This is a genomic window from Bacillus sp. SYZHCR11, from assembly GCF_057196865.1.
In genome coordinates, this window is record NZ_JBXUND010000004.1 from 43,156 (window position 1) to 68,723 (window position 25,568).

The window sequence follows — 25,568 nt, forward strand, 5'->3', positions numbered from 1 at the left end:
AACATACCGCATGCTGCCGGTATGTTTTTAACATGCTTATCAGTTTTTTGCGGTGATCCGTTTGATGTTTTCTTCCATCAAGCCGGAAATGAGCTGTTCGTTTGTATGAGGAATCTGTTTGAGCTGTTGTACAACCAGCCCTTGTCTTGCGGCTGAATGATTTTGACTAAGCTTCGCCTGCCCCTCTATTTTGCTGATTTTGATTTTAAAACCTTTTACCCCTTTGTTCATGCCTGCCAGCAATTTCGCATCGACATCCTCTAATTTGTACGGGCTGTCGGGGCTTTCGTATTTCAATACGAGATCACTCATCGACTGCACGGTTTCTTCCTCATCCAAAAGCTCCGCCTCTCCGTAAACATGAACCGCCACATAATTCCATGTGGGAACAGCCTGATTCGTCTCATACCATTTAGGCGAGATATAACAATGAGGCCCTTGAAAAACGGCTAATACGTTTTGGCCATCAATCTCTTTCCATTGGGGGTTCGGCAATGCAAAATGACCGTATAAGCATTCGTTACCCTTACTCATCATCAATGGCAGGTGGGTTGCATACGGCATGCCCCCCGCCGTTGAAAACAATGCTGCGAAACCATACTCTTTGATTACATCGCACGCTTCAGCTTCACTCAGCTGAAATGGAGCCGGAATATACATACAAAACTCTCCTCTCTGAACATGGATTGATAAAGCGCTTTCCGCTATAATAAAATATCAACTGACATTTAAAAAGATACAGTTTCAAATAAATACACATGTCAGAGGAGAACATCTGATGAAAAATTTGATTTTCGCTTTCAGAAGCGGCACCCCGAAATACAAACAAATTTACGAGCAATTTAAAACATTGATTGAGCAGGGAAATATTCAGGCAGATGAGCGGCTGCCTTCAATTCGGGAGCTGGCAGATTCCCTGCGGGTAAGCCGCAATACAACGCTGATGGCCTATGATCTTCTTTTAGCGGAGGGATACATTCGCGGAGAAACACGCAAAGGATATTTTGCTAATGAAATAGAACCCTCTTTATTTCAACAAGAACATGATGTTGTTTACGCTGAGAAAACCGAATCAACTCAGCCGGCCCTGATTGATTTTCGCGCCGGAGCCGTCGATCAAAAGCATTTTCCTCTGAAAACATGGAGAAAATTATACAATCAAGTTTTGGCATCAGAGAAAAGCTTCCTTTACGGTGAACCGTTCGGCGAGAGAGACCTGCGTGAACAAATTGCCGCTTATCTCTTGGAATCACGCGGAGTGAAAACAGATGCGGATTCGGTTATCATCGGCAGCAGCACCCAGCAGATGCTGATATATCTCAGCCGGATTCTGAAAGAGGATTTTTCCGGAATTATCGTTGAAGACCCTGGGTTTGACGGGGCCAGAGCGGCATTTCAATTTCACGGGCTATCTCTGGAAACGATGCCTGTCTGTGAAAACGGAGCTGATTTTTCTCAATTGCATGCAATGAAAGAAAAATTAATCTATGTGACCCCATCCCATCACAGCCCTTACGGCGTAAGCATGTCCATTCAGCAGCGCCAAACACTGATCAATTGGGTGAATCATAGAGAGGGTTATATTCTTGAAGATGATTATGACAGTGAATTCCGTTATACACAGCAGCCGTTTCCCGCTCTTGCTTCCATTCAATCAGACCGGGTGATTTATTTAGGGAATTTCTCAAAATCCTTTCTACCGGGCATCCGCATAAGCTATATGGTTTTGCCGCAGCGCCTTTTGCACCGGTATAAAAAACGGTTTATTCATTTCGAAAGCACCGCTTCTTCGCTTAACCAGCTGACCATGGCTGAATTGATGAAGGCCGGTGAATGGACCCGCCATATTAAGCGCATGCGCACTGTCTACAAGCGTAAGATGCAGCACTTGACTTCACATATTAAGCAGCAGTTCGGCGAGCAAGTGACGATCATCGGCGAGCAGTCGGGATTGTATATATTGGTGAGAGTTCACCTGAACTATACAGAAGAAACATTAATCGAACGCGCTTTTCAGTACGGAGTGAAGGTATATCCTACCGCTGTTTATTTCGTTGCCGGAAAACCCGAACCGCCGATCATAAAGTTAGGTTTCGCCCACCTTGATACGGATCAGATCACACAGGGCGTACAGCTTTTGAGAAAAGCTTGGCTGTCATGAAAGAAAAAAGGCGCCGAACGGCGCCTTTTTTTATCTTTTATTTCGTATTTCTTGTGAATTTCGGCAGTCCAAATATAATGGCGGCGATGCCGCAGATTCCGATTAAAACGGGATAGAAAGAGTATGGCAGGATGCTGACGGGTGAAATATTCCCGAATTTCCCGGCTGATAACAGCTGCGCGCCGTAAGGAATCAATCCTTGTATCATACACGAAAAGATATCCAGAATACTTGCCGATTTTCTGTTGTCGATGTTGAATTTATCAGCAATATTCTTTGCAATCGGCCCGGCTGCGATAATCGAGATCGTATTATTGGCCGCAGCCAGATTCGTCACGCTGACCAATCCGGCAATGCCGGCTTCGGCGCCTTTTTTGGAACGGATTCGTTTCGTGATGAACTCCAGTAAAAAGTCGATCCCGCCGTTTTGTTTCATCACACCGACCATTCCGCCGATCAGCATGGACAGGATGATAAGGTCGCTCATTCCGGCAACTCCATCCGTAATCGCTTTAAAATAAGAATCAAACGTCAGGCTCCCGCCCGCCAATCCGATGATTCCCGTCAAAACCAATCCGCCGAATATGACAGCCATCACATTAATACCGATTAACGCAAAAACTAACACGGCGACATAAGGAAGCACCTTAATCCAGCTGTAAGATGCAGCATCCGTATGGAGGGCGTGGCCTGCCGGAATAAAAAATAAGATAATAACAGTCACAATGGCAGCGGGCAAAACAATCAGAAAGTTCGTTTTGAATTTATCCCTCATTTGTGTTTTTTGCGTCCGGACTGCCGCAATGGTCGTATCTGAAATAAAAGAAAGATTATCTCCGAACATAGCTCCGCCGACCACAGCCGCAATCGGTATCGCGCTGGAGATGCCAAGCTCTCCGCTCAAACCCGCGCTGATCGGCGCAACCGCCGCAATCGTGCCCATTGATGTTCCCATCGATATAGAAATGAAACAAGCAATGATAAACAGCCCCGGCAGCAAAAACTGCTGCGGAATAATGCTCAAAGCAAGATTGACAGTTGAATGCACCGCTCCCATCGCCTCAGCCGCTGAAGCAAAGGCACCTGCCAATATAAAAATCATAACCATAATGATAATATCAGGATGTCCCGCACCGGAAGCGAACCATTCTATTTTTTGATTGAGCGATTTCTTCCGGTTAAATAACAGCGCAAAAGCTGACGCAATGATCGCGGCAATCAAGATCGGCAATTTATAAAAATCTCCGGTCACCAGACCAGAGCCGACAAAAAGCCCTACGAATAAGACTAAAGGCAATAACGCCCAAGGATTCTTATGATTGTTCATCTGGGTAAACCACCTCTTTTCAGCATTAAAGTCGCTATCACAGTCTAAGCAACATTTCACACTTTAAAAGTCTGCAGTAAAAAAGTCAAGCTGAAAAAAGGATAAGTAATGATTGATAAGATAGAAAAAGCTGTTTTGTTTCCTCTCTTTAGAAAATAAAAAAACCAAGGCTCGTTTCCCTTGGTACATTTCATGCGGCCCGGCGCCCGGGACACCTTCTCTTCATTCAGAAATACATTCAGCTTTCAATCTGTTTTTAAGTTTCGCTTCATTTTCCAGGATATCTTCGTAATCCTCAATCTTCCTGTTTAATCGTTTTATGGTTTCATCAATTTCCCTCTGTTTCTCCGTCAGCCTTTTCCTTTCATTTATAAGGATGTTTTTTCGGGGTTCGATCGTATGATCGGCTCCTTCAATAAATAAAGCGGTATATTCAATCAGAGCCTCAATCGACAGCCCGGCACTTCTCATGCATTTTATAAATTGAATCCAATTCACATCACCTTCGTCATAATCGCGGATGCCGCTTTCATCGCGTTTTACCGGAGGAATCAGTCCTATACTTTCATAATACCTAAGCGTCGCGGCTGATAACTCAACCTGCTTTGCAGCCTGCGCAATCTTCATATTCTTACCACCCATCCTTCATACCTTTCATAAGCGTGCCATTATAGAATATCATTTCATAAAAAAATAAACCAAACCCCTTGACTTAAAGTCCGCTTTAACATTTAAAGTAAAACCGAACAGAGGATTCATCACTTTATCTTGGAAAGGAAGATAACCATGTGCAATAATCATCCGACTCGTGTATTAAGCGCTCCGCATGCCAAAGCTAAATTTGAGCGGACGACGATTGAGAGAAGAGCATTACGGCCGCACGATATCCTGATTGATATTAAGTACAGCGGGATTTGTCACTCAGACATCCACAGTGCATTCGATGAATGGGGCGGCGGAATCTTTCCGATGGTTCCCGGGCACGAAATTGCCGGAGTTGTGGAAGCCGTGGGTGAAGAAGTCACCACATTTGCCGCCGGCGACCGTGTGGGTGTCGGCTGTTTTGTAGACTCCTGCGGGGAATGTGAATACTGCCTGAACGGAGACGAACAATATTGCACAAAAGGCGTTGTTCAGACCTATAATAACCTGGACTACGACGGAAACCCTACGTACGGAGGCTACAGCCAGAAAATAGTTGTCACTGACAGATTCGTTGTCCGTATTCCCGATCAGCTGGATTTGGATGCTGCCAGTCCGCTATTGTGCGCGGGCATTACCACCTATTCTCCGCTGAAACACTGGAATGCCGGTCACGGCAAAAAAGTGGCGATTGTCGGAATGGGCGGGCTCGGACATTTAGCCGTTCAATTCGCGCACGCTTTGGGCGCAGAGGTCACCGTCCTCAGCCGCTCAATGAACAAAAAAGACGAAGCGCTTGAATTTGGAGCCGATCATTACTTTGCGACAAGCGATCCGGATACATTTACTGAGCTGGCCGGACGATTTGATCTTATTTTAAATACAGTATCCGCGAACCTTGACGTAGATGCCTACTTATCCCTGCTTCGCATTGACGGTACATTGGTAAATGTGGGAGCGCCCGCTAAGCCGGACTCATACAGTGTGTTCTCCTTAATCACGGGCCGCCGCAGCATTGCGGGTTCACTCGTCGGCGGTATTCCGCAGACTCAGGAGATGCTTGATTTCGCCGCCGAGCACGGCATTGCTCCTAAAATTGAAGTGATACCGGCCGATCAAGTCGACGAAGCGTACGAACGGGTTCTCCAAAGCGATGTCCGCTACCGTTTCGTCATTGATATTGCAACTTTATAATTCTCATAAAAAACATACCAATATTTGTTGGTATGTTTTTTTCTGTTCAGATTATTTTTTATTTCAGCAGCCATCCGGGCACCGCTTTGATATAAACCAATTCGCCTATCAATTCAACGATCGTCTGTGTGACGATAACAGCAGCGGCTAATGAGGCCCAAGCATCCGGCAGAGCCAGCGCTAGCGGAAGGACTGCGAGTGAATTCCTTGTGCCCGTGCTGAAGATCAATGCTCTTCCTTCACCTGTATCCAGACGGAACGCATATGCGATAAAACGGGAGACAAACGGCATAATGAGCAGGAATAGCAGATAGATCGGAATCACACGTATAATGATGTCAGCATCATTGATGACTTTGCCGATTTGTGTGGCGACGACCGCCAATAAAACCAGAGCCATAAAAGGAACAGGCAGCCACGCCGTCCATTCCAACACCTTTTCTCCCGCCGGTTTCTTATCAGCCCATAATTGAGTCATCACCGCCGCCAGCAGCGGCACCGCTATTAACAATGAGAATGCTTCCAGAAACGGTCCCGCATGAACAGCCCCTATCACTTCTTTCCCGATAAACAGCCACAGGTATAACGGAAGCAATACCATCTGAACGGCGAACAAAACCGGCGTGGAAGCCAATATTAATCTCTCATTTCCTTTGCCGAGCTGAGTAAAGACGATGACGTAATCAATACAAGGTGTAAGCAATACCAAACAAACCCCTGATAATATAGGAGGAGATTGAGGAAAAATGGCGGTTAACACCCATACAACGACAGGTACAGCTAAGAAATTACCGATCAGTAAAGCCGCCATAAACTTGAGGTTTGACATGGCTTCCCTCAGCTTTAAGAATGGGATTTGGGCAAACATGGCATACATGAGAACAGCGATAAGCGGTGATATCGTCCATCCCCAGCGAAGTCCTGAATCTTTCCCGGCGATCCCCGCTAATCCGCCGATCACAAGAGTTGCACCATATATCCAAATTTGCTGTTTTTCTAATGTCTCTCTGGTTATTTTCATTGGCTGACACCTCTTCCCCGCCCATTATACCTTCTTTTCTGCCGGAATTAAAAAACACCAAGGGTCTGTGACACTTGGTGTTTTCAGGACGTGTTATTGTTGTCAAAACCGCTTACGAAAGCTTACTTGTGTTCTCTGTCCTGCCAACGAATAAGGTGACCGCAACACTGGCTGAACTGACCAAAGTTCCCAGGACGGCAGCAAGAATTGTCAAAAAGCCATTGGGGATCAGAAATCCAATCGGAATGAGCCCCGCAAACGTGAGGACGATAAAACATTGATAGACTCCGGATATGATTCTCACAACCAAGCTGCCAAAAAAGGACATGACGATTGGCGGAATGAACAAACATAAGATGATTCCGAGCGAGATCAATAAAATCATAGGCTCGTCAAAAGAAATGACACGATCGCCGGGAGACTCTTCAGCAGCCGCGAATACAGCAAATATAGACATTATCAGCGTAAGAAAAACAAGAAAAAACCTTTTCAGCAACGTTATGACTCCTTTTTTATAAAAACGGGTATCTTTTTTTTAATCACGATAACCATTTTATGTTATCAAATGAAATAATATGAAGTCAAACCGAGTTCTGCACCTGATTTATCGGTTCTTATTTTTTTGATAATTTCCATATAATTGTCCGCAAGCAGCATCTATATCAATGCCAAATTGACTTCTGACGGTCACGTTAATTCCTGCTGACTTTAATTTTTTATAGAAGTTTACAACTTGTTTCTCATTTACTTCTTCAAATCTCATAGGTGAACTAACAGTCGGGTTATATCTAATGATGTTTACATGGAACAAGTTCCCTCTCTTATATCTGCTTCTTAAAAGACGTACTACTTCATTCGCATGATCAATAGAATCATTAACTCCCGGCAGCATAATATAAGCAATATAAACTTTTCTTGAGGTCACACGTATATGCTCATCTAATGTGTCCATTACCTCCAATAACGGGAAGCGTTCATTTATCGGCATTAACTTGCTTCGCTGTTCATTAAAAGGAGAATGTAATGAAAACGTCAGGTTGACCTGCGGATAATCCTGAGTGATTTTTTTAATGCCCGGAATAATACCTATGGTCGAAATAGATAACCGACGAGGGCTTAAAGCAAACAACTCCGGATTTGTAAGCACATGTAAAGCATCAAAAACTTGTACATTCGCTAATGCTTCTCCCATTCCCATAAAAGAAATACTATCAATTGAATGTCCTTTTAAGTGAAAGTACAAAATTTGGTCAGTCATTTCATCTGATGTTAAGCTGCGTTTTAAACCAATATCTCCTGTTGCACAAAATGCACAGCCAAAATGACAGCCGCACTGCGAGGATATACAAAATGACTCCCAGCCAGCTTTATATTTCATATTGACCGTTTCTATTTTTTCGTCTCCTGAAATTTCAAATAAGACTTTTGTTACTTGCTCAGAATGCTGCACTTTTAAAGCAGCAATATTTAAAATTGACTCTCCAAACTCATTCATTAACAATTTTCTCAAGGATTTAGGAAGAACCGTTATTTCATTAAAATGATTTATTCTCCCTTTGAACACAGCATTTTTGATTTGATTCATTCTAAAATCAGGAAACTTATTTTGTTTCAGGAACTCTTGAATTCTTATATACTTGTTTTTTTGTTGCATGTTTTCTCATCCTTCCATAAAACTCTGGTTTGTTTGAGTAAATAGAAGGGAGTGATCATCTAACCTTTTTTTAAAATCAGGCACAAAAAAACACCGACACAATTATCGGTGTTACGCTTAAATAACATCATGCACAAATAAACAAGGACATTATGTCATTGGATTATCGTTTATTTGACATAGAGAAAAAGCACCGATAACTGTTTTTGTATGATGATTTGGCTTAAAAAAGGACAGACTGCTCCCTTTATCCGCCAAGATGTTTCCAATTTTTGCATTTTCACCATACAAAATTCCATAAATCGTTATCATCGCTTTCACCTCTTTCTTGTCAATATTAACAATAATCACCATATCATAAGGGTTCCCTTATGTAAAGTTAAACAAATGCTTACGCCCCCGCTAATGACAGTATTATAAAACTTGCTTATTAAGCCTAATCCAAGTACAGAAAGCGCGCTGATCACATGTTTCACTTATCCGCGACGGAACATTTCTTATATAATGGGTGACCGGCAGCTGCCTGCTTGAATCCCAATCTTCTTATAGTGATTTTTTATATTCATGACAGTATGATGATTTGTCACTTCAGCAATCAGATCGTTTATTCGATCCAGATTAATCGGTTTATTTTCTGATAAGCTGCTGAAGCTTTCTCTGATTTCTTCAGGATAGACATTTCCGGCCATGCTTGACAGGCCGTTACACCCGTTACTCAGCATCTTCGGAAATTCAACGTCTCCTGCCGCAAACAAAATAAAGTGATCAGGGAACTCTGTTTGTTTATGACGCAGAACGTCTCCTCCTTCTTTCAGCCCCCTTATCCCGGGATGCCGGCTTATTAAGTCTTTAAGCGCTTTCTCACTCAGATTAAAACCGGTCCGGCCGGGGTTATTATAAAGCACAGCCTCTTTAGAGGTATGACTGAGAAGTTCGTCAACGTAATAAACGGCTTGCTGCTGTGTCGGTCTTATATAAGGAGGAAAACCAATCAGTACAGAATCAATATTGGTTTTCTCGATGTGTTTCATCAGTTTGACGGCATCACTGGTTCTTACGGCTGAAACACCGAACATCAGTTCAACATCTTCAAATTTTCGCTGATTAACATACTCAATGATCTGAAGACGCTCATCTATGCTGAGTGAATGCTGTTCACCAGTCGTGCCGCATATGAGTAACGAATGGATACCGCTGTTTTTCAAATGTTCGACAATAGCATCAAATCCTTCTAAATATAAACTTTCATCTTCATGAAAAGGCGTAGGGATAGCAACATTAAAATTTCGCATGAGAATGTCCTCCAAGTACATATTCTTGAATATCTGCAGAGTATCATATAACACTGTCTGACATTTAAAAAGGTACAGTTTCAGATAACGCAACATGTCAGATGTAAAGCCGACACACAAAAAAAGCAGGCAAAGAGAGCCTGCTTCATAGCTTCGTCTTACAGCGGCCCATTCCCCGGATGGCTTGACAAATATGAGTAATAAGGCAAACTGATATAAAAATTGTGCTAATGAGGTGGGGTTAATGATTTTAGATTTAAAAGGTGAAACGCACATGGATCATCTTGTGGGAACGCTGTATTCTGCCGTTAATGAAAATGACAGCCGCTTAATATCCATTGTGTCAGACATGTCACAGCAGGAGATTGATTATAAAGGACCAAATCATCAACCATTCAATGGGGAATATGGCATATGGCAGACCATAATAGATATCATCAAGCTCATATTCATCAGCTTCGCAAATGGTATGAAGAGAAACAGAAACTTGGCAGTTAAAGCCGCTTATTAGGAGGAGCAACGATAAATTCATTACAAATGTCTATTTTCACTGACTGCCAATCAATTAAAATGGTCAGACAAAAAATCGCTATTACATTTGCAACGTATCTTAATCCGGCCGGCGCAGTTGTAATAAAAAAAAGACCGCTTTCCCCTCTTCTTCAACGTAACTGACATCATCATCTTCATTTTTCTTAACATAAGGTTCAGCAAATCGTTCCTCGGTATATTCCACACATTGCTTTCAAATGCAGGTGCAATTCTCCTTGAAACAGCAAATGGTTGTTTGGTTTATTGAATTCTTTCATATTAAAAAATGGAGTCATTTTAATGATCATATCAGTCTCCTTCCAAACGAGATTGCATTTACCCATTATTTGTTATTCTGCAACTGAATCATTATCTTTTATATCAGGAATTCTTACAAAAAAGTAAGGTAAGTGTAAGGTATCCGCATTTATTCGATATGCAGTGTTCATTAGAATAAGAAATATAAAAGGAGTGATGAAGAATGAAAAACATGAGCATTTTCATTATTATATTAGGCTGCCTATCGGTTTTCATATTAGGAGGCTGCGCTGATCAAGGCGCCGTGCTGGAAAGCGATTATTACGTACAAATTCACGGAAAAGCGGAAAAAAACAAAAATAATAGCAACTACGTTTACAATTTAGAAGGGTATAACGAGAAAGGTAAGAAAAAGATGGTTTCTTTCTTTGTTGAAAAGCCTTATCAAGAAGGTGACATTGTACGCGTTCCGAGGAGCTATGAGGGTTATACCGGAGAATCTGAAGCTATTAAGGCCGAGAAACTGCCTGAAAAGATCAAAGACCGATTCAACATTGAGAAATAACAGCGAGTTGAGCAGATATTTAAGTCTGCTCTCAATTTTTTACGACAGGTTCAATCGAATGCAAAATGCAGGATGGCTCCTTGGGCCACTTCTACATAAAAGATTGTGCAAATTAAGCACACCCTCCCCATTTTCTTTTTTTGGCTGGTTACAACTATCGGAAGTGACATTGACAATTCTTCTATGGTCCCAAGTAATTAATGAACTCTATAGTGGGCGGATACGTATACGGCGGGGTTTGCAGTTTTTTAACTTCTTGTTATTTGAGCTATTTCGACTTTTACTTGAAGAATTAAATTAGAGAGTCTGAACGAGGAGTGAAGCACGCGCTCCATGTGAATCCATTTAGTTCAAACTGAATATGCGCGGACTAAAATAGTTGCACTGATGGACTTATTCAACACAAAAAAGAGCAGTAAACCCGTAAGTTACTGCTCTCCACAGTCTATCCGCCGTTCATTTGTTTTACAATGTATTCAGCATCATTTCCTACACCTTGAAGCAGCGCTGAACCTCGCCTATGCTGCCAAGGCAAACCAATAAAGTACAATCCCTCCGCAGCTGAAACACCCCGGTGATGTATAATTCGGCCTTCCTTATCCAAAACACCTTCTATTTTCATCCACCAAAGCGGATTCTTAAAACCAGTTGCCCAAATAACATTGTTTACTTCTAATGAAGATGAATCTTTAAAAATGACTTCATTTTGCTTTCCGGCTATGACTCTTTGTTTTAAGATGATCTTCTTCTGTCTTATTGCATGTTTTAATTCATACCCAAATATGGGGTCGCCTTTCTTTTGAATGAACTTGCCTAATATTGATGTATGACTTGCTTGTAAAACTCCTAATTTATCAAACCACCAAAAGATGCTTCTTTTTCCAATCCATAAAGGGAAATAAACCGGTTTTTTACTGCAAGCCAAATATGTAACTCTTTCTTTGGATAACTCAACAGCTATCTGAGCCCCGCTATTCCCGCCGCCGACTACCAGTACATTCCCAGGCGCCAGTTTTTTTGAATGTTTATATTGTGAAGAATGTAATTGACGAATATGACCGGCTACATCCTTTGATATTGATGGAATGTTAGGGGTATGAAAAGGACCTGCGGCCACCACCAGATTCTTCGTTTGATATTCTTCCCGGTTTGTTTTAATTAAGAAATAGTTGTTTAATTTTTGGACACTTATTACTTCTGTCCGTAATTGGATCGGGATTTCAAATCTTTCAACATATTTTTTCAGATAAGCAGCAATTTCATTTTTTGAAGGGAGTCCATGCTGGTCTCCTTCAAGCTGCATTCCCGGCAAAGAGCTGTACATTCGAGAAGTAAATAAGACCAATGAGTCATACCGGTTTTTCCAGCTTTCCCCCACTTCATGACTTTTATCTAAAATGATAAACTTTTGTTTCGACTTTCTTAGATAATATCCTACTGAGATTCCTGCCTGACCGGCTCCGATTACTATCGTGTCGTACATATGAATCCCCCCTCCGGTTTTATCTTAATTGTCAGCAGACAAAGTGAGTCCCTATCTCCTCCTTTAATGATGATGATGGTCACGCGGATTCTCAGTTTGGGCCTGACAAAGAATCGTATTGTCGTGATTATGCGCTGCCGTTTCCATTTGAATGGTTACATGTGTAATGCCTTGATCTCCAAGTTCATGTTCAATTTTGCGTAAAATACTTTCACTTTCAGAAATGGTCAGCTGATCGTTAACAACAGCGTGGCAGGAAAGAGCATTCAATCCGCTTGTGATAGACCATATGTGCAAATCATGAATGCTTTGAATTCCTTCTGTCTCTTCAATTGTATGAATGATGTCAGTGACATCGATATTTTCCGGAGTTCCTTCCATTAATACGTGAATGGAGTCTTTCGTCACATGGTAACCGCTTCTCAGCACAAGAATAGCCACAATGACACTGGCCACTGGATCTGCCCAGCTCCACCCGAAGAAGATGATAAGGATCGCAGCCAGTATGGCACCTACAGATCCGAGCATGTCACTTATCACATGTAAGTAAGCCCCTCTAATGTTCAGGTTATTCTTTGTATCTCCGCCGTTCAGCATAATCCAAGCGACCAATATATTCACAGCTAACCCGATGACACTTATCGTCAGCATGCCGGTTGTTGCTACCTCCGGCGGATGAGAGAAACGTTTAATTGCTTCATAAATGATATAAAGGGAAATCAATATTAATGCAACACCGTTGATCACAGCTGCAAGAATCTCAAATCGTTTGTAGCCGAATGTCTTATGATGACTTGCCTTTTTTTCGGCCAATTTAAAAGCAATCAGAGCAACCATTAATGAGATTGAATCACTCAGCATATGGCCTGCATCTGACAAAAGCGCTAAACTATTGGTTAAAAATCCGCCTATCGCTTCTATTATCATATAACCTGTAATCATGATAAAAGAGATCAATAAAACCTTCTTATTGGATCCGCCAGCGTGATTGTGATTGTGACCCATAAAAATCTCCTCCTTATCTAATACACTGTATTTATTATTTCTTTTCTGCTATGAAGCATTCTAACACGGACACAAAAATAATCTTATATGATTATGTGCTCATATATGAATATATAGGTTCTTTACTGAAATGTCAAAATATTTTCAATGAAAATGTTTCTTATCATTAGCTTAGCTTGGGAGGTTGCATTGCTATGAAGCCGCGGATTACAGTAATTACTTTAGGCGCAGATAATTTAGAAAAATCGCTGCACTTCTATCGGGATGGCTTGGGTCTGCCTACAGAATACAGAAGGAACAGCCGGTACAGATTTGGACGACTTGCAAACGGGACTGAAACTTGCCCTCTGGGACCGCAAAGACATCGCACATGAATCAAACGTTACGATAACTGCTCCCGCTCATGATACTTTTTGGGGCGGATACGCCGGTCACTTCCAAGATTCTGACGGGCACTTGTGGGAAATTGTTTGGCATCCTCACTGGGAATATAAGTGAATAATCAACTTTTATAGCAACAATAAAAACACACCTGAATGTTCTGGTGTGTTTTTTATTTTGTTTCCCACAACGATCAAACTATTTATACGATGGCGGGATGCTTTGCGGAAAACGGAATACATTTTCGGGATCGTATTTCGCCTTTATTCTTTGAAGCCTTGCAAAGTTTGAGCCGTAATATGCTTTTCCGAAATTTTCAATATTTTGATCCGGAACATTCACATATGAACCTGTTACATATGGTTTCATCAGCTGACGCACTCTTTCAACTGATGCAAGATTCGAAGCTTCTTGTGATTTATTTTTCCAACTGGCCGTCCATTCCGTATAAAATAACGGACGGCGCCAATAGAAGGCTGTTTCACTGCTTGGAACTCTGCTTATCGCACCGCCCCAATTGATAAAAAAGAAATTGGTTTCTGTCCCAGTCGCTTTTTCTAAAAATTGTCTCATTACTGCAATAGGTTCTTCCGGCCAAAGATTGAGCGCCCACGCCGAGGAGAATTTAACACTCTGATCAGACCTGCCGGGAATCGGTTCATCAGGATCTAAGAAATCTATACAATCCGGATAGTATAGTGTTTTGATTACTGTTTGTGCCGGCGTTCCGGCATTTAATAAAGGTTTTAATAATTGAATCAGCTCCGGTTTTGACCCGAGGAACAATCCTTCCGCATGGCACAAACCATTTACTTTGCTGTAAATCTCAAGGTAGCATCCTAATCGTTCGTCTGTAAACGGCGCCCATTTTTGCCACGCTTTGAATACCGTTTCCAACTGTTCCCACGGCCAAATAATATTAAAGACGGTTGCGGTTTTAGGGGCACGGTGAACTTTGAACGTATATTGGGTGTTATATCCGAAATTGCCTCCTCCGCCGCCTCTGGAAGCCCACAGTAAATCTTCATTGCGGGAATGATTTGCTTGAATGATCCTGCCTTTGGCATCTACCATTTTCAGTGCGAGAAGGTTATCACTTATCAGGCCGATCGATCGTGAAAGCACTCCAAATCCGCCTCCCATCGTGATTCCTCCGATTCCGACGGTTGGACTGTCTCCGAACGGGGCCATAAAACCTTCCCGAGCTAAACCTTTTACAAGCGGGCCGACGTGAATGCCGGTTTGAACGGTTGCCACCGCGTTTTTTTCATCTAAGAAAACGTTATTCATGTCACTCACATCAATAACAATCCCATCACTTACCGTGGAAAGATTTTTATCCAGAGCATGGCGGCCGCTTCTGACACGCAAAGGCACATTCTTCTCACGAGCCCATTTAATAGCATTACTTACATCGTATGAATTTTGCGCAAAAACAAAGACAAGCGGACAGACATCAACATAAGGGTTCCAATTCTTAACCGCCTCTGTATAGCCGGGGTCCCCTTTGAAGATGACGCGTCCCGTTAACTGTGCTGATCCCATCTATTTCACTCCCAATAAGCATTTGATTCCGATACCAGTATATGTAGGAATTGGACAAATTCTTAGACAGATGTTCTGCAAACTTAAAAATAGATACCTATACGCGAAGATGAGAAAAAAACAAAAAAAAGACAAGAGCGGCAAGCTGCCGAAACTCTTGTCTCTCCTGCCATGATAGGCACTTACATTTATTGGCGTGATATCCCGACCAAACTATGGAAGTCCATAGAACATTATGTTTGCCCTGCCATGCGTGGTTCTGCTGAGCAATCTTTCTGTTTGATCCCCCGACAAGAATCTTTTTCTTTATCGTTTTTGCACCCCTGTACGGATAAAATCAATACACATTGAATCTTATCTTTTACATGATGAAAAGCTCTTATTTTTTCTTCTTGTGCTTACGTTTGCAATCATGTTTTTTCTCTTTCTTATGACGTTTTTTACATTTCGCTTTTGCTTTGGCTGCTAATTTTGCCGCTTCTACCTTTGCTTCAGCTGCTGCTTTTGCTGCTTCTGCCGCTCTGGCTCTTGCTTCTTCCGCTCTTGCTATGGCTTCTTCCGCTCTGGCTCTCGCTTCTGCTTCTCTTGCCGCTTCCGCTCTTGCATCGTCGTCCGCCATATCAAAATCATGGCCAAGGTCACAGGCCTCGTTGTATGGCTTTTTCTTCTGGACGTACTGTTGATCGTCACCTTCGTTATAATACATTACGCCACTCCTTCTCTCGTTTTTTAATCTCTACATACTATGTAAAGAAAGAACTGCAGCTTGGACTGATATTTTGATGAACCGGCACATTTTTAGGGCAATTTTCATTTATCATTGCAACAGAATCTGGATGCCTGCATGAAACTTGAATGATTTTGACGATTATCTTAAGCAGCGTAAAAGGGAGACTACGAAAAAACCAAGGGGTTAAACCCTTGGTTTTTTTGTAAAAATGATAAAAAGGATGCTGCACGCTGCAGCATCCTTCTGTACCAACTTTTTATTGAACGATTGGAAAGTGTTTTTTGACTTTTAGTTTGCTTGCTGTGTTTGTTTTACTGGTTCTTTGCTAAAAAGTCCGACAATGTTCCACAAGATAATAGCAGCAGCTATGCTTACACGAGCCGTACTGACTTCTTGATTAGTAAACAATTTATAGCCATATATTGATCCCAGTGCTGTTATGCAAAAAATATTGAACCATTTACTCCAACGCAATTAGAAAACTCCTTATAAAAGATTACATTTCCAAACAATGTATTATAATATTAACAAATTTTTTCAATATTTAACCTTAAATTATTCTTAAGTGTCGTTCAAGTAAAAATCATTATTACTATTTTGTTTTTTCCTTGAAGAACGAGTACCTTACCCCTTCACCCTCCACAACCATTAATCAAAGTACGGGATTATCAGTATATTGTTCCCTGATTGTTATACAGCGCATTTCCTTTCATAAGCTTTTTAATCCCTTCGGTGTAATAAGGCAATCGTTGACTTGCCTGTTCAATATCAACCCATTCTATTTTCAATATTTCTTGAGCATTTTTAATCCCTTCTTTCCCTCCTGTAACTTTTGCTTCAAATGAAAAAATATATGGCGTGATGATTTCTCTTTATAAATTTCGCTTCATTAACAGCTAGTATATTCCCAATTTCAACTTCCAGCCCTGTTTCTTCATATACCTCACGTACAGCTGCTTCTATTAGATTTTCATTAAGCTCAACTTTTCCGCCCGGAAGTGACCAATGCCCCTCATGATTATCTGCCATTACTATCTGATTGAACTCATTTCTGATCAATGCGTATACAACTTTAACTTCTTCCACATGACTCTCCTTTACTAAAAATATTTTTTAACCGCTTATTTATTTTCCGTATATTTACTACAAAGAATATAAAGGGATATAACAGCTATTTTTTTGTAATACATCAAACTTACAACCGTTCAAACGCATCATTTGTATCGTTTTAGAACCTTTTTTAAAAACGACAGTCTATTGAGCAGAGCAAATAAGAGTAAACTTTAAAAATAAAAGAGAACATAAAAAATACCAAAGGCCGTTACACCCTTGGTATCATTGAGATGCAGCCGGGAGGACTTACGCTTCATGGGTTTTTCAACCACGGGAGCCTCGCACTGCTTTTAAACATAAGATACTATTCCTTACTTCCAAGCGACCATATCACCACCGGAATTAATAATAACGATAATATCCCTCCGCCAAGTGATAATGTCAGGTAACCGGCACCTGCTACGACCATTCCGGACAATGCTCCGCCGGCGGCTCCGGACAACGCAATCAAAACATCCACAGTACCTTGGGTTTTAGCCCGTGTTGACGTTTCAGTTGAATCAACAATCAGTGCCGTTCCGCTTATCAAACCAAAATTCCATCCTAACCCGAGCAAAGACAGAGCAATGACCATAAGAATCATAGAATCTCCCGGTGCAAATGCTGATATGAGCCCTGCCAAAAGCAGCGTCATTCCGGAAGATACAGCCATTACAGTACGGCCTAATTTATCCGCAAGCACACCTGTCACCAAAGAAGGGAGATACATGGCGCCTATATGAAAACCGATAACAAGACCTACCGCTCCTAAGCCATGGCCGTGATGTCTCATATGGACCGGTGTCATTGTCATAATAGCAGTCATTACAATTTGAGTAAGAATCATAACCGCCGCACCCGCAATAATACCTTTTTTGTTCTCTGTGTGTTCGTCGGCGGTCACTTGTCCTCTATCATCAGGTGTTTGGCCGGCCATTTCTATTGTTCTTGCTATGACTAAAGGGTCAGGACGTAGCATGATGAAAAGAGTAACACCTGCCAACATATATGCTGCCGCCGCTAAAATGAATGGACCCGCCAGTGACGGAACACCAATGGAGCGAGCGAAGTTCCCCATTACATTCACTAAATTCGGGCCTGCAACGGCACCGAATGTGGTAAAAACCATAGTCATACTGACAGCAGTCGCCCGCTGTTTATGATTTGCCAAGTCCGTACCCGCATAACGGGCCTGCAGATTTGTCGCTGTTCCCGCACCATAAATAATCAAAGAAGCAAACAGCAGAAACACACTATTTAAAATAGCCGCAATGATGACTCCTATCGCTCCCAGTCCGCCAATCATAAATCCGGCTGAAAGACCTGTCCGGCGGCCGTAACGCTGAGAAAGCCTCCCCACAAATAACGCGGCGCCTGCTGATCCTAAGGTAAATAAAGCAGAGGGCACACCGGCAAACTCATCTGTACCAAGCATTTGCTGTGCAATAAGCGCACCGACAGTCACTCCGGCCGCCAACCCTGCGCCGCCGAAAATTTGTGAAAGACTGACGACAAACAAAGTACGCTTATATAATCTTTTTTGTTTATCAGAAGAACCTATGAATTGCTCCAATAATGCCGATTGAGTATCTGACCCTTTTGCACTGTCTTTGTGAAGCATAATCCGACCTGCCTTTCTATAACCTTCAACAGATTTGGATTATCATAACACGCACAAAAAAACCATACAATATAGTAATTGTATGGCGGACAATATTAGATAAGCTCATCCAGCAGGCGTTTAAGAATCAGCAGTCCCTGCTCAAGCTCCCCAAGCGTTTTCGGTGCACAGACAGACACCCTTACAGCCCTTTCCGGACAACTGTTCCCGACGACAAAACGTTCAGCCGCGTATACTTGCACTCCATGCTGTGCGGCTGATTTTTCAAATGCAGCACCTGTCATATTTCCGGGTAACAGCAACCATCGAAAGATTCCCGTCTCAGCACCTGCACACGTATAGCCGTTTAAATATTGATCGACCATTTTGTTTCTGCGAATAGTCTGTTCACGATGACTGTCAATTAAGATTTCAAATTGATTCGATACGATTGTGCGTGCAGTGAGTTCTGCTAACAGCGGGGAAACGGTTATATTTAAATTGTAAAGCGCCTTTGAAATCGGCTCCTTATATTGACTCGGGACGGCGACATACGCCATCCTTAACCCTGGTGCCAGTGATTTTGATAAACCGGCAATGTGAATGACCTGTTCCGGTGCAAATGATGCGATTGCCGGAAGCGGATTCTTGCCAAGAAGATGGTACGAGGCATCTTCAATAATGAATCGGTTATATTTTTTTGCGATTTTCGCGATCATTTTTCGATTCTCAACAGACATAAAGGACGCTGTCGGATTATGATAATCCGGGATGAGGTAGATGCCTTTAATATTTTCATTTTTACATGCGTACTCAAATGAGACAGGGCTCATTTCATTGTTCTCTGATTTGATCGGCACAATTTGCACACTCAGCATTGAAGCGGCCGTTTTCAAGCCTGGGTATGTATGGTGATCAACTCCAATGCGGTCTCCCGGTTTACAAAGACTCGCCAATGCCGCGGCAATCGCATTTTGCCCGCCGTTTGCAAATAAAATGTGATCAACGGACGTTTCAAATCCGCCTCTTCGAATCAGCTTAACAGCCGCATCTTTATGCCAAAGACTTTCACCCGTCCGGCCATAGCCAAACCACTTTTCATAATCTTCCTCTTGCAGCATACTTTTCAGCTGGAGCAGCAGCGGCTCATAAGAAGCCTGATCCGGAAGCGTCGCCCCCATTTCAATCAGATGCTTCGGCTTTGTATCCTCCAGCAGATACGCATTCGATAACGCATCATAAGCAACAAATGTCCCGCTCCCGACAGAGGCACTCAGCAGACCCTTTAACTCGCAGACTTTAAAAGCCTTTGAAATGGTGCTTACATTTAAATCCAAAAAATCAGCCAGTTCTCTCTGAGGAGGCAGTTTGGTTCCGGGTAATAAAACTTCTTGTAATATATCCTGTTCTAATTTCTCTGCAATCGCTTTATAAATGGGTTTTTCCGTTTTATCAATCGCCGGCTTCCAGCTCATCGGATAGTTTTCAAAAGAATTGATCGGCATGATATGCATCCTTTTTCATTCAATTATATGATCACACCGTTTATAAAACAATTTTAACAGACGCAAAAGTTGACATAAAAAAAGCCAAAGGCGGTTAAACCTTTGGCATGATTGATACGCCGGGAAAAATTGAACTTTCATCAGAGATATCAATGATGAGAAGGGCTTTTCTGTACGACACTCTCTATCTTCACTCTTTATCTCGATTTGTATTCCTTGATGTTCCCGTTTCCTTAGTTAGAAGAAAGATCACTAACGACATCTAATAATACATTGACACCTGCAGCCAAGTCATGATCTTTCGTGTATTCTTCAGGATTACGGCTGATCCCCTCTATACTGGGAACGAAAATCATAGCCGTCGGACAGATGCGGGCCATCATTTGTGCATCGTGCCCGGCACCGGATGTCATCCGTTTTGACTCCAGTCCGCGTTTATTGGCAGCCCGCTCAATTAATGCAACAATGTTTTTATCAAATACAACGGGATTGAAACGGACTAATTGTTCAGATGTGATAGATACGTTTTCAGCCTCTTCCAAATCTTTCAGGTAATCGTCCAGTGCTGATTCTTCTTCTTGAAGTCTCTTTTCGTCCGGATCTCGCAAATCAACTGTAAGTGCTGCCAATGATGGAATGACATTGATAGCATTTGGCTCAAAACTGATTGTTCCGACCGTGGCGACAGTTTGGCCGTTAGACATATTGGCACGTTTGCGCAAATACGTTATGATTTGTGCGGCTGCATGCCCGGCATCCTGACGCATATCAGTCGGAGTTGTCCCGGCATGATTTGAAACGCCTTGAACCGTTATACGCTGCCAGGAAATCCCTTGCAAATTCTCAACGGCACCGACCGGAATGCCTGTTTTGTCTAAAATCGGCCCCTGCTCAACATGAAGCTCAATAAAGGCGTGCGGTGTTAAAAAGCCGGGCTTTTCTGTTCCCTCATATCCTATACGTTTAAGTTCTTCACCCAGTTTCGTCCCATCCGTACCGCGGGTCTGAAGCGCCTTTTCTAAAGAAAGTCCTCCGGCGAATACGAGTGATCCCATCATATCTGGAGTATATCGCACACCTTCCTCATTGGTAAAAGCCGCCATGACAATCGGACGCTCCGGTTTGAAGCCGGACTCCTTTAAAGCGTTTATGACTTCAAGTCCCGAAATAACCCCGTAACATCCATCGTAAATACCCGCGTTGATGACCGTGTCGATATGAGAGCCGATCATAATGGGCGCATCATTATTCTGATCAGAACCGTACCATACCCCGAAAATATTTCCGATTTTATCAATCATAACCTCTAAGCCTGCTTCTTCCATCCATGTTACCAATAAGTCCCGTCCCGCCTTATCTTCATCGGAAGCAGCTAACCTTGTGAGTCTGTCATTGCGGTCACGTCCGATTTCACCAAGCTCCTTAAGACGGCTGAGTAAACGTTCAGAATTAATGTAAAGGTTCACATGTTCAGATGCCATTTTGCATTCCTCCCTGTACTGAGTCAATCGCTTCATAGATATAACAATAATGTTATGATATATAAGAATTCATCATCTTAATACCAATATTGGATTTAAAAATATAAGTATATTGAGGTGTTTAACATGCAAACGCAAAACTTTCTGATGGATGACAGTCTGCAAGATTTGACGAAACACCATACAATTGTTATGCCGGTTGCTTGCTATGAAAAAACCATTAAGAACCATTTGCACGGATATATTCCCCTTCATTGGCATGATGAAATTCAATTCGTGCTTATAATAAAAGGAGAAGCGCTGTTCCAAGTAAATGAGGAATGGGTGGTTGTCCGTCAAGGCGACGGGCTGTTTATTAACAGCGGCTGCCTGCATATGACAAAGGAGCATGGCAGTTCAGATTGTCTTTATATCTGTTTAAATGTCTCCCCGCATTTCGTTTTATCACAGGAACTCTACACGACCTATGTAAAACCTTTGATTCACGCAACGAATGTCCCTTACTTATATATCCACGCAGACGACCCTTTAGAAAAAAATATTCTGAATGCTGTATTAGAGATCCACAAATGCATCGAGCAAAAATCACCCTTTTATGAAATAGATATCACGATGAAACTTACGTCTGTTTGGAAACACTTAATCGCCAATTGCTTCCACCTTGAATGTATCGAAACAGAATGGTTGAAGAACCAAAGGATGAAGAATATGCTGAGCTGGATCCATCAGCATTATGCTGAAAAAATCACATTGGAGGATATTGCGAAAGCCGGGCAGCTAAGCCGTTCTGAGTGCTGCCGCTATTTCAAGCGCTTTTTAAAATGTTCTCCGTTACACTACGTTATAGATTACAGAATTCAAAAAAGCTTATATTTATTGCAGCAAAGAGATGCGAGTGTGACAGACATTTCTTATCAAGTTGGTTTTAACAGCACAAGTTATTTCATCAGCAGGTTCAGACATGCCATGAAGATGACGCCGCTGGCTTATAAAAAACAAAAAAACAAAGAAAGACAGCACTGACTGATTCAGTAATTGCTGTTTTTCTTTGTTTCATGTGTTTTAGGATAAGCGAATTTTAACTAATTCCGCAAAATACGCTGCACCGGTTAAAAGAATGTCATCATTAAAATCATATGACGGGCTGTGTAATGGAATATGGCCCTTTTGATCATGCTCATCCCCATTGCCAAGAAAAACAAATACACCGGGAACCTTCTCTAAAAAAGCCGAGAAATCTTCTGAAATCATCATCTGATTTATGTTAGAAGTGACATTCTCTTTTCCGGCTGTTTTGGCAGCAGCTTCAACAGTAAACCCGACATATTCTTCCCAATTCGTCGTTGGAGCAAATTCATGTGTATACTCAAACTGACACTCCGCACCATGCATCTCACAAATCCCGGCACTGATAGTCCTCATTTTTTCTTCGAGAAAACGTCGGATGTCAGGAGAATAACTCCGCGTATCACCTTTGATTTCCACATAAGTCGGAATCGCATTCCTCACCCCGTCTGTTACGATTTCCGTACAGGATATAACGGCAGGAACGCTTGGATCTAAATTTCTGGACACAATAGTCTGTAAGGCGAGAATAATTTGCGACGCTATGACCAATGGATCAATACTCATATGAGGGCGGGCTGCATGAGCGCCTTTTCCTTTAATCCGGATGACAAAGTTATCTTCACCGGCCATAATTCCCCCGGGGCGGGTTGCAAAAGTACCCGCCGGCAATCCAGGCATATTATGCAATCCGTAAATTTCATCGAGCGGAAATTGTTCAAAAAGTCCATCCTCAATCATAGCCCTCGCACCCTTGCCCGGTTCTTCCGCCGGTTGAAAAATAAAACACACGGTGCCGTTAAAATGTTGTCTTTCACTCAATATTTTAGCTGTCCCAAGAAGGATTGCCATATGTCCGTCATGACCGCAGGCATGCATTTTCCCTTTATTTTTAGACACATACGAATGATCTGCTGCTTCAGTGAAGTGTAATGCGTCCAGTTCCGCTCTGATTCCTATAACCTTTGATCCTTCTCCCGCTGTTAAGGTGGCGACTATACCTGTTCCGCCCAGACCCGAACAAACGCTTACTCCCATTTTTTTTAATTCTTCAGCAATATACGCTGAGGTCATGTGTTCTTCAAAAGCTGTTTCAGGTATCATATGGAGGTCATGTCTCCATTTTATTAATTGATCTTTCATTGTGATATCATTCATAAAGACCACTCCAATATAAACATTAAATAGAAAGCGTTTACAAAAAATAATTAAAATAAAGCAAAAATAATTGCCGAAACAGTGATGACACCAATAATCGTAACAAAAACATTACTGATTTTATTTCGATACATTTTTAATACTGGCAGCTTACGAATGGCATACATAGGGAGCAGCAATAGAATAACAGCCCCTATCGGTCCGCTGATGCTTTCAATGATGCCTAGAATACTTGGGTTGATATAAGCTATTAGCCAGCAAGTGACAAACATAAAAAACAGAATGATAAAATCTGTTTTTTTCTTATTATTTCTTGATGGAAAAACCTCAACAATGATATCCCGCATGGCCTCGTAGGCTCCTATATAATGTCCTAAAAAGGATTTCGTAATTGCGACAAATGCGATAATCGGGGAAAGACAAGCAATAAACACTGAATGAAAATGGTTGGCGAGATAAGTGAGAATTGAGATGTTTTGTTTCTTTGCCATAGCAAGATCTGCCGGCGACAAACTGAATACACAGCTGTATACAAAAAATAAAACAGTAAGTATCATCAATATATAACTGTATTTTTGTATTTGAGCACATTTATCATCAGCAAATTTGTCTCCATAACACTGCCTTTGAGCTACAACGAATGGTGAAATCATTGAATAATGATTAAATGAAAGCACCAGGACAGGGAATGTCATCCATACCGTCATGAACATCCCTTGTCCTGATCCGGATAATGATAAGTGTGTGACATCCAAAATGGCTGTATTCCATTTAGGTATCAGATAGATCCCCATCAAACATAACGAACCTATAAATGGATAAACTAACAAACTCATAGTCTTCATGACCGCATCCTGACCAAAACGCACGATAAATAGTAATCCTGCTATCAGAAATCCGGCAGTTAAACCCCTTGGCGGCTCTGACATGTTCATTTGATTCACAATAAAGCTCTGAGCTGTATTTGTAATGGCAACTGAATACATTAACAGGATGCTGTAAATCGCAAGAAAATAAATGACAGTGAATACTCTTCTTGCTTTCGCTCCAAAGTATTCTCCTGTCACCGCTAAAATCCCGTCTGTTGCAGAACCTGCTGATAAAACAAATCTGGCCAAAGCTCTGTGAGAAAAGTACGTAATCGGAAAAGCCAGAACAGTGATGATCATCAGAGGCAGAATGCCCCCTATTCCCGCATTAATTGGCAAAAAAAGCACGCCCGCGCCTATTGCTGTGCCAAACAGGCCTAAGACCCAAATTGTATTTTGCCTGCACCATTTAGCCGGATCTTCATAAGAGGCATTATTCGATGAAGAACTCCGGCACCGCACATCCACATCCTGTTCTATAGACATATTTATCCTCCCGAAAAAAGAATGTCATGCTCTGGAATATCACGAATTACCATGAAGCCGGGCAGCTTTTCACTCGTATATATTTATCCGGAATACGCGATGACTTCAATTTCAATCTGTACATCTTTAGGCAACCGGCTTACTTCAATTGTGGATCTCGCAGGACGATGGTCTCCAAGATATTTACCATATTCCTCGTTAACAGCTTGAAAATCACCTAAATTTTTAAGAAAAATAGTCGTTTTCACTATATTTTCAATTTTTAAATCCTCTGATTTCAGAATGGATTCAATATTTTTTAAAACTTGAATCGTTTGTTCCCTAATATCAGCCGGAACTTCATCCGTGTTTGGATTAACAGGAAGCTGTCCTGATAAAAATAAAAAATCTTGTACTTTAATGCCTTGAGAATAAGGTCCGATCGCTTTTGGTGCTTTTTCTGTGAAAACTGCTTTTAACATAATAATCACCTTCTCCTTATTGATATAAGATTCAAAATATTCTTCATAAAAAACTGAATTGC

The 25,568-nt window shown here is 41.8% G+C and carries 24 protein-coding genes and 3 pseudogenes; 6 read left to right on the forward strand and 21 right to left on the reverse strand.

Annotated features, from left to right (window positions below; translation table 11 throughout):
- Positions 1–39 precede the first annotated feature (39 nt).
- A complete protein-coding gene (locus AC2CGA_RS14945) occupies positions 40–660 on the reverse strand; it encodes an FMN-binding negative transcriptional regulator (RefSeq protein WP_159164870.1) in 621 nt (206 codons plus the stop codon).
- A gap of 118 nt (positions 661–778) precedes the next feature.
- Here AC2CGA_RS14945 and pdxR point away from each other — a divergent pair, with 118 nt between their 5' ends.
- On the forward strand, positions 779–2,161 hold the full coding sequence (pdxR, locus tag AC2CGA_RS14950; RefSeq protein WP_159164869.1) for a MocR-like pyridoxine biosynthesis transcription factor PdxR: 1,383 nt from the start codon (positions 779–781) through the stop codon (positions 2,159–2,161).
- Between the two features lie 37 nt (positions 2,162–2,198).
- Here the strand turns inward: pdxR and AC2CGA_RS14955 are convergent, their stop codons facing one another.
- The gene (locus AC2CGA_RS14955) at positions 2,199–3,488 is read right to left on the reverse strand and encodes a Na+/H+ antiporter NhaC family protein (RefSeq protein WP_014304433.1); all 1,290 of its coding nucleotides are present in this window, start codon (positions 3,486–3,488) and stop codon (positions 2,199–2,201) included.
- A 222-nt stretch (positions 3,489–3,710) separates the two neighbouring features.
- Positions 3,711–4,115, reverse strand: coding sequence for a MerR family transcriptional regulator (locus AC2CGA_RS14960; RefSeq protein ID WP_015388639.1), 405 nt, complete (start codon positions 4,113–4,115; stop codon positions 3,711–3,713).
- A gap of 159 nt (positions 4,116–4,274) precedes the next feature.
- On the opposite strand from AC2CGA_RS14960, the gene AC2CGA_RS14965 reads away from it, so the two are divergent.
- Positions 4,275–5,324, forward strand: a complete 1,050-nt coding sequence (locus AC2CGA_RS14965; protein ID WP_015388640.1) for an NAD(P)-dependent alcohol dehydrogenase — start codon at positions 4,275–4,277, stop codon at positions 5,322–5,324.
- 58 nt (positions 5,325–5,382) lie between these two features.
- Here AC2CGA_RS14965 and AC2CGA_RS14970 read toward each other — a convergent pair whose 3' ends face one another.
- The 5 genes from AC2CGA_RS14970 to AC2CGA_RS14990 all read right to left on the reverse strand — a co-directional run bounded on the left by AC2CGA_RS14970 (position 5,383) and on the right by AC2CGA_RS14990 (position 9,291).
- Entirely contained in the window at positions 5,383–6,345 is a 963-nt protein-coding gene (locus AC2CGA_RS14970) for an arsenic resistance protein (protein ID WP_003156091.1), read from the reverse strand.
- Positions 6,346–6,457: 112 nt separating this feature from the next.
- Positions 6,458–6,841, reverse strand: coding sequence for a hypothetical protein (locus AC2CGA_RS14975; protein ID WP_003156093.1), 384 nt, complete (start codon positions 6,839–6,841; stop codon positions 6,458–6,460).
- Positions 6,842–6,949: 108 nt separating this feature from the next.
- Positions 6,950–7,999, reverse strand: coding sequence for a Cfr family 23S rRNA (adenine(2503)-C(8))-methyltransferase (locus tag AC2CGA_RS14980; protein ID WP_003156095.1), 1,050 nt, complete (start codon positions 7,997–7,999; stop codon positions 6,950–6,952).
- 150 nt (positions 8,000–8,149) lie between these two features.
- Positions 8,150–8,353, reverse strand: a complete 204-nt coding sequence (locus AC2CGA_RS14985; protein WP_003156096.1) for a hypothetical protein — start codon at positions 8,351–8,353, stop codon at positions 8,150–8,152.
- A 143-nt stretch (positions 8,354–8,496) separates the two neighbouring features.
- Entirely contained in the window at positions 8,497–9,291 is a 795-nt protein-coding gene (locus AC2CGA_RS14990) for a dihydrodipicolinate synthase family protein (protein ID WP_003156098.1), read from the reverse strand.
- 244 nt (positions 9,292–9,535) lie between these two features.
- Here AC2CGA_RS14990 and AC2CGA_RS14995 point away from each other — a divergent pair.
- A pseudogene (locus tag AC2CGA_RS14995) lies at positions 9,536–9,789 on the forward strand (hypothetical protein).
- Between the two features lie 93 nt (positions 9,790–9,882).
- Here the strand turns inward: AC2CGA_RS14995 and AC2CGA_RS15000 are convergent.
- Positions 9,883–10,130: pseudogene (locus tag AC2CGA_RS15000) on the reverse strand (GNAT family N-acetyltransferase); the annotation flags it as partial.
- A gap of 173 nt (positions 10,131–10,303) precedes the next feature.
- Here AC2CGA_RS15000 and AC2CGA_RS15005 point away from each other — a divergent pair.
- Entirely contained in the window at positions 10,304–10,645 is a 342-nt protein-coding gene (locus AC2CGA_RS15005; protein WP_003156104.1) for a YxeA family protein, read from the forward strand.
- Between the two features lie 445 nt (positions 10,646–11,090).
- Here the strand turns inward: AC2CGA_RS15005 and AC2CGA_RS15010 are convergent, their stop codons facing one another.
- Together AC2CGA_RS15010 and AC2CGA_RS15015 are read right to left on the reverse strand one after the other, a co-directional pair.
- On the reverse strand, positions 11,091–12,128 hold the full coding sequence (locus AC2CGA_RS15010; RefSeq protein ID WP_069473167.1) for a flavin-containing monooxygenase: 1,038 nt from the start codon (positions 12,126–12,128) through the stop codon (positions 11,091–11,093).
- Between the two features lie 63 nt (positions 12,129–12,191).
- Positions 12,192–13,133, reverse strand: a complete 942-nt coding sequence (locus AC2CGA_RS15015) for a cation diffusion facilitator family transporter (protein ID WP_043866859.1) — start codon at positions 13,131–13,133, stop codon at positions 12,192–12,194.
- A 194-nt stretch (positions 13,134–13,327) separates the two neighbouring features.
- On the opposite strand from AC2CGA_RS15015, the pseudogene AC2CGA_RS15020 reads away from it, so the two are divergent.
- A pseudogene (locus tag AC2CGA_RS15020) lies at positions 13,328–13,631 on the forward strand (VOC family protein).
- Between the two features lie 81 nt (positions 13,632–13,712).
- Here the strand turns inward: AC2CGA_RS15020 and AC2CGA_RS15025 are convergent.
- The 7 genes from AC2CGA_RS15025 to AC2CGA_RS15055 form a co-directional block, all read right to left on the reverse strand.
- On the reverse strand, positions 13,713–15,059 hold the full coding sequence (locus AC2CGA_RS15025; protein WP_003156110.1) for an FAD-binding oxidoreductase: 1,347 nt from the start codon (positions 15,057–15,059) through the stop codon (positions 13,713–13,715).
- 379 nt (positions 15,060–15,438) lie between these two features.
- Positions 15,439–15,765, reverse strand: coding sequence for a hypothetical protein (locus AC2CGA_RS15030; protein ID WP_014304424.1), 327 nt, complete (start codon positions 15,763–15,765; stop codon positions 15,439–15,441).
- Positions 15,766–16,077: 312 nt separating this feature from the next.
- The gene (locus AC2CGA_RS15035; protein WP_094247208.1) at positions 16,078–16,263 is read right to left on the reverse strand and encodes a hypothetical protein; all 186 of its coding nucleotides are present in this window, start codon (positions 16,261–16,263) and stop codon (positions 16,078–16,080) included.
- A 363-nt stretch (positions 16,264–16,626) separates the two neighbouring features.
- Positions 16,627–16,875 (reverse strand): NUDIX hydrolase, encoded by a 249-nt coding sequence (locus AC2CGA_RS15040; protein WP_095324161.1) that lies wholly within the window; start codon positions 16,873–16,875, stop codon positions 16,627–16,629.
- Between the two features lie 331 nt (positions 16,876–17,206).
- Entirely contained in the window at positions 17,207–18,505 is a 1,299-nt protein-coding gene (locus AC2CGA_RS15045; protein ID WP_349686294.1) for an MFS transporter, read from the reverse strand.
- A gap of 92 nt (positions 18,506–18,597) precedes the next feature.
- Complete coding sequence (locus AC2CGA_RS15050) at positions 18,598–19,986, reverse strand: aminotransferase-like domain-containing protein (protein ID WP_003156116.1); 1,389 nt, start codon at positions 19,984–19,986, stop codon at positions 18,598–18,600.
- Positions 19,987–20,219: 233 nt separating this feature from the next.
- Entirely contained in the window at positions 20,220–21,467 is a 1,248-nt protein-coding gene (locus AC2CGA_RS15055) for an allantoate amidohydrolase (protein WP_484480221.1), read from the reverse strand.
- Positions 21,468–21,593: 126 nt separating this feature from the next.
- On the opposite strand from AC2CGA_RS15055, the gene AC2CGA_RS15060 reads away from it, so the two are divergent.
- Positions 21,594–22,490 (forward strand): AraC family transcriptional regulator, encoded by an 897-nt coding sequence (locus AC2CGA_RS15060; protein ID WP_003156118.1) that lies wholly within the window; start codon positions 21,594–21,596, stop codon positions 22,488–22,490.
- Positions 22,491–22,529: 39 nt separating this feature from the next.
- Here AC2CGA_RS15060 and AC2CGA_RS15065 read toward each other — a convergent pair whose 3' ends face one another.
- From AC2CGA_RS15065 to AC2CGA_RS15075, 3 genes are all read right to left on the reverse strand, one after another.
- Positions 22,530–23,690, reverse strand: a complete 1,161-nt coding sequence (locus tag AC2CGA_RS15065; protein WP_072588288.1) for a M20 aminoacylase family protein — start codon at positions 23,688–23,690, stop codon at positions 22,530–22,532.
- Between the two features lie 50 nt (positions 23,691–23,740).
- On the reverse strand, positions 23,741–25,051 hold the full coding sequence (locus tag AC2CGA_RS15070; RefSeq protein WP_024084930.1) for an SLC5/6 family protein: 1,311 nt from the start codon (positions 25,049–25,051) through the stop codon (positions 23,741–23,743).
- 77 nt (positions 25,052–25,128) lie between these two features.
- Positions 25,129–25,506, reverse strand: coding sequence for a RidA family protein (locus AC2CGA_RS15075; RefSeq protein WP_003156121.1), 378 nt, complete (start codon positions 25,504–25,506; stop codon positions 25,129–25,131).
- Positions 25,507–25,568 lie beyond the last annotated feature (62 nt).

Excerpts from the sequence above, each read along its gene's own strand:
- AC2CGA_RS14960 (WP_015388639.1), bottom strand. The coding sequence starts at position 4,115 with ATGAAGATTGCGCAGGCTGCAAAGCAGGTTGAGTTATCAGCCGCGACG.
- AC2CGA_RS15060 (WP_003156118.1), top strand. The coding sequence starts at position 21,594 with ATGCAAACGCAAAACTTTCTGATGGATGACAGTCTGCAAGATTTGACG.
- AC2CGA_RS15055 (WP_484480221.1), bottom strand. The coding sequence starts at position 21,467 with ATGGCATCTGAACATGTGAACCTTTACATTAATTCTGAACGTTTACTC.
- AC2CGA_RS15065 (WP_072588288.1), bottom strand. The coding sequence starts at position 23,690 with ATGAATGATATCACAATGAAAGATCAATTAATAAAATGGAGACATGAC.
- AC2CGA_RS14980 (WP_003156095.1), bottom strand. The coding sequence starts at position 7,999 with ATGCAACAAAAAAACAAGTATATAAGAATTCAAGAGTTCCTGAAACAA.
- AC2CGA_RS14955 (WP_014304433.1), bottom strand. The coding sequence starts at position 3,488 with ATGAACAATCATAAGAATCCTTGGGCGTTATTGCCTTTAGTCTTATTC.
- AC2CGA_RS15030 (WP_014304424.1), bottom strand. The coding sequence starts at position 15,765 with ATGTATTATAACGAAGGTGACGATCAACAGTACGTCCAGAAGAAAAAG.
- AC2CGA_RS14945 (WP_159164870.1), bottom strand. The coding sequence starts at position 660 with ATGTATATTCCGGCTCCATTTCAGCTGAGTGAAGCTGAAGCGTGCGAT.
- AC2CGA_RS15075 (WP_003156121.1), bottom strand. The coding sequence starts at position 25,506 with ATGTTAAAAGCAGTTTTCACAGAAAAAGCACCAAAAGCGATCGGACCT.
- AC2CGA_RS14965 (WP_015388640.1), top strand. The coding sequence starts at position 4,275 with ATGTGCAATAATCATCCGACTCGTGTATTAAGCGCTCCGCATGCCAAA.
- AC2CGA_RS15025 (WP_003156110.1), bottom strand. The coding sequence starts at position 15,059 with ATGGGATCAGCACAGTTAACGGGACGCGTCATCTTCAAAGGGGACCCC.
- pdxR (WP_159164869.1), top strand. The coding sequence starts at position 779 with ATGAAAAATTTGATTTTCGCTTTCAGAAGCGGCACCCCGAAATACAAA.
- AC2CGA_RS14990 (WP_003156098.1), bottom strand. The coding sequence starts at position 9,291 with ATGCGAAATTTTAATGTTGCTATCCCTACGCCTTTTCATGAAGATGAA.
- AC2CGA_RS15005 (WP_003156104.1), top strand. The coding sequence starts at position 10,304 with ATGAAAAACATGAGCATTTTCATTATTATATTAGGCTGCCTATCGGTT.
- AC2CGA_RS15015 (WP_043866859.1), bottom strand. The coding sequence starts at position 13,133 with ATGGGTCACAATCACAATCACGCTGGCGGATCCAATAAGAAGGTTTTA.
- AC2CGA_RS15010 (WP_069473167.1), bottom strand. The coding sequence starts at position 12,128 with ATGTACGACACGATAGTAATCGGAGCCGGTCAGGCAGGAATCTCAGTA.
- AC2CGA_RS15050 (WP_003156116.1), bottom strand. The coding sequence starts at position 19,986 with ATGCCGATCAATTCTTTTGAAAACTATCCGATGAGCTGGAAGCCGGCG.
- AC2CGA_RS14985 (WP_003156096.1), bottom strand. The coding sequence starts at position 8,353 with ATGGTGATTATTGTTAATATTGACAAGAAAGAGGTGAAAGCGATGATA.
- AC2CGA_RS14970 (WP_003156091.1), bottom strand. The coding sequence starts at position 6,345 with ATGAAAATAACCAGAGAGACATTAGAAAAACAGCAAATTTGGATATAT.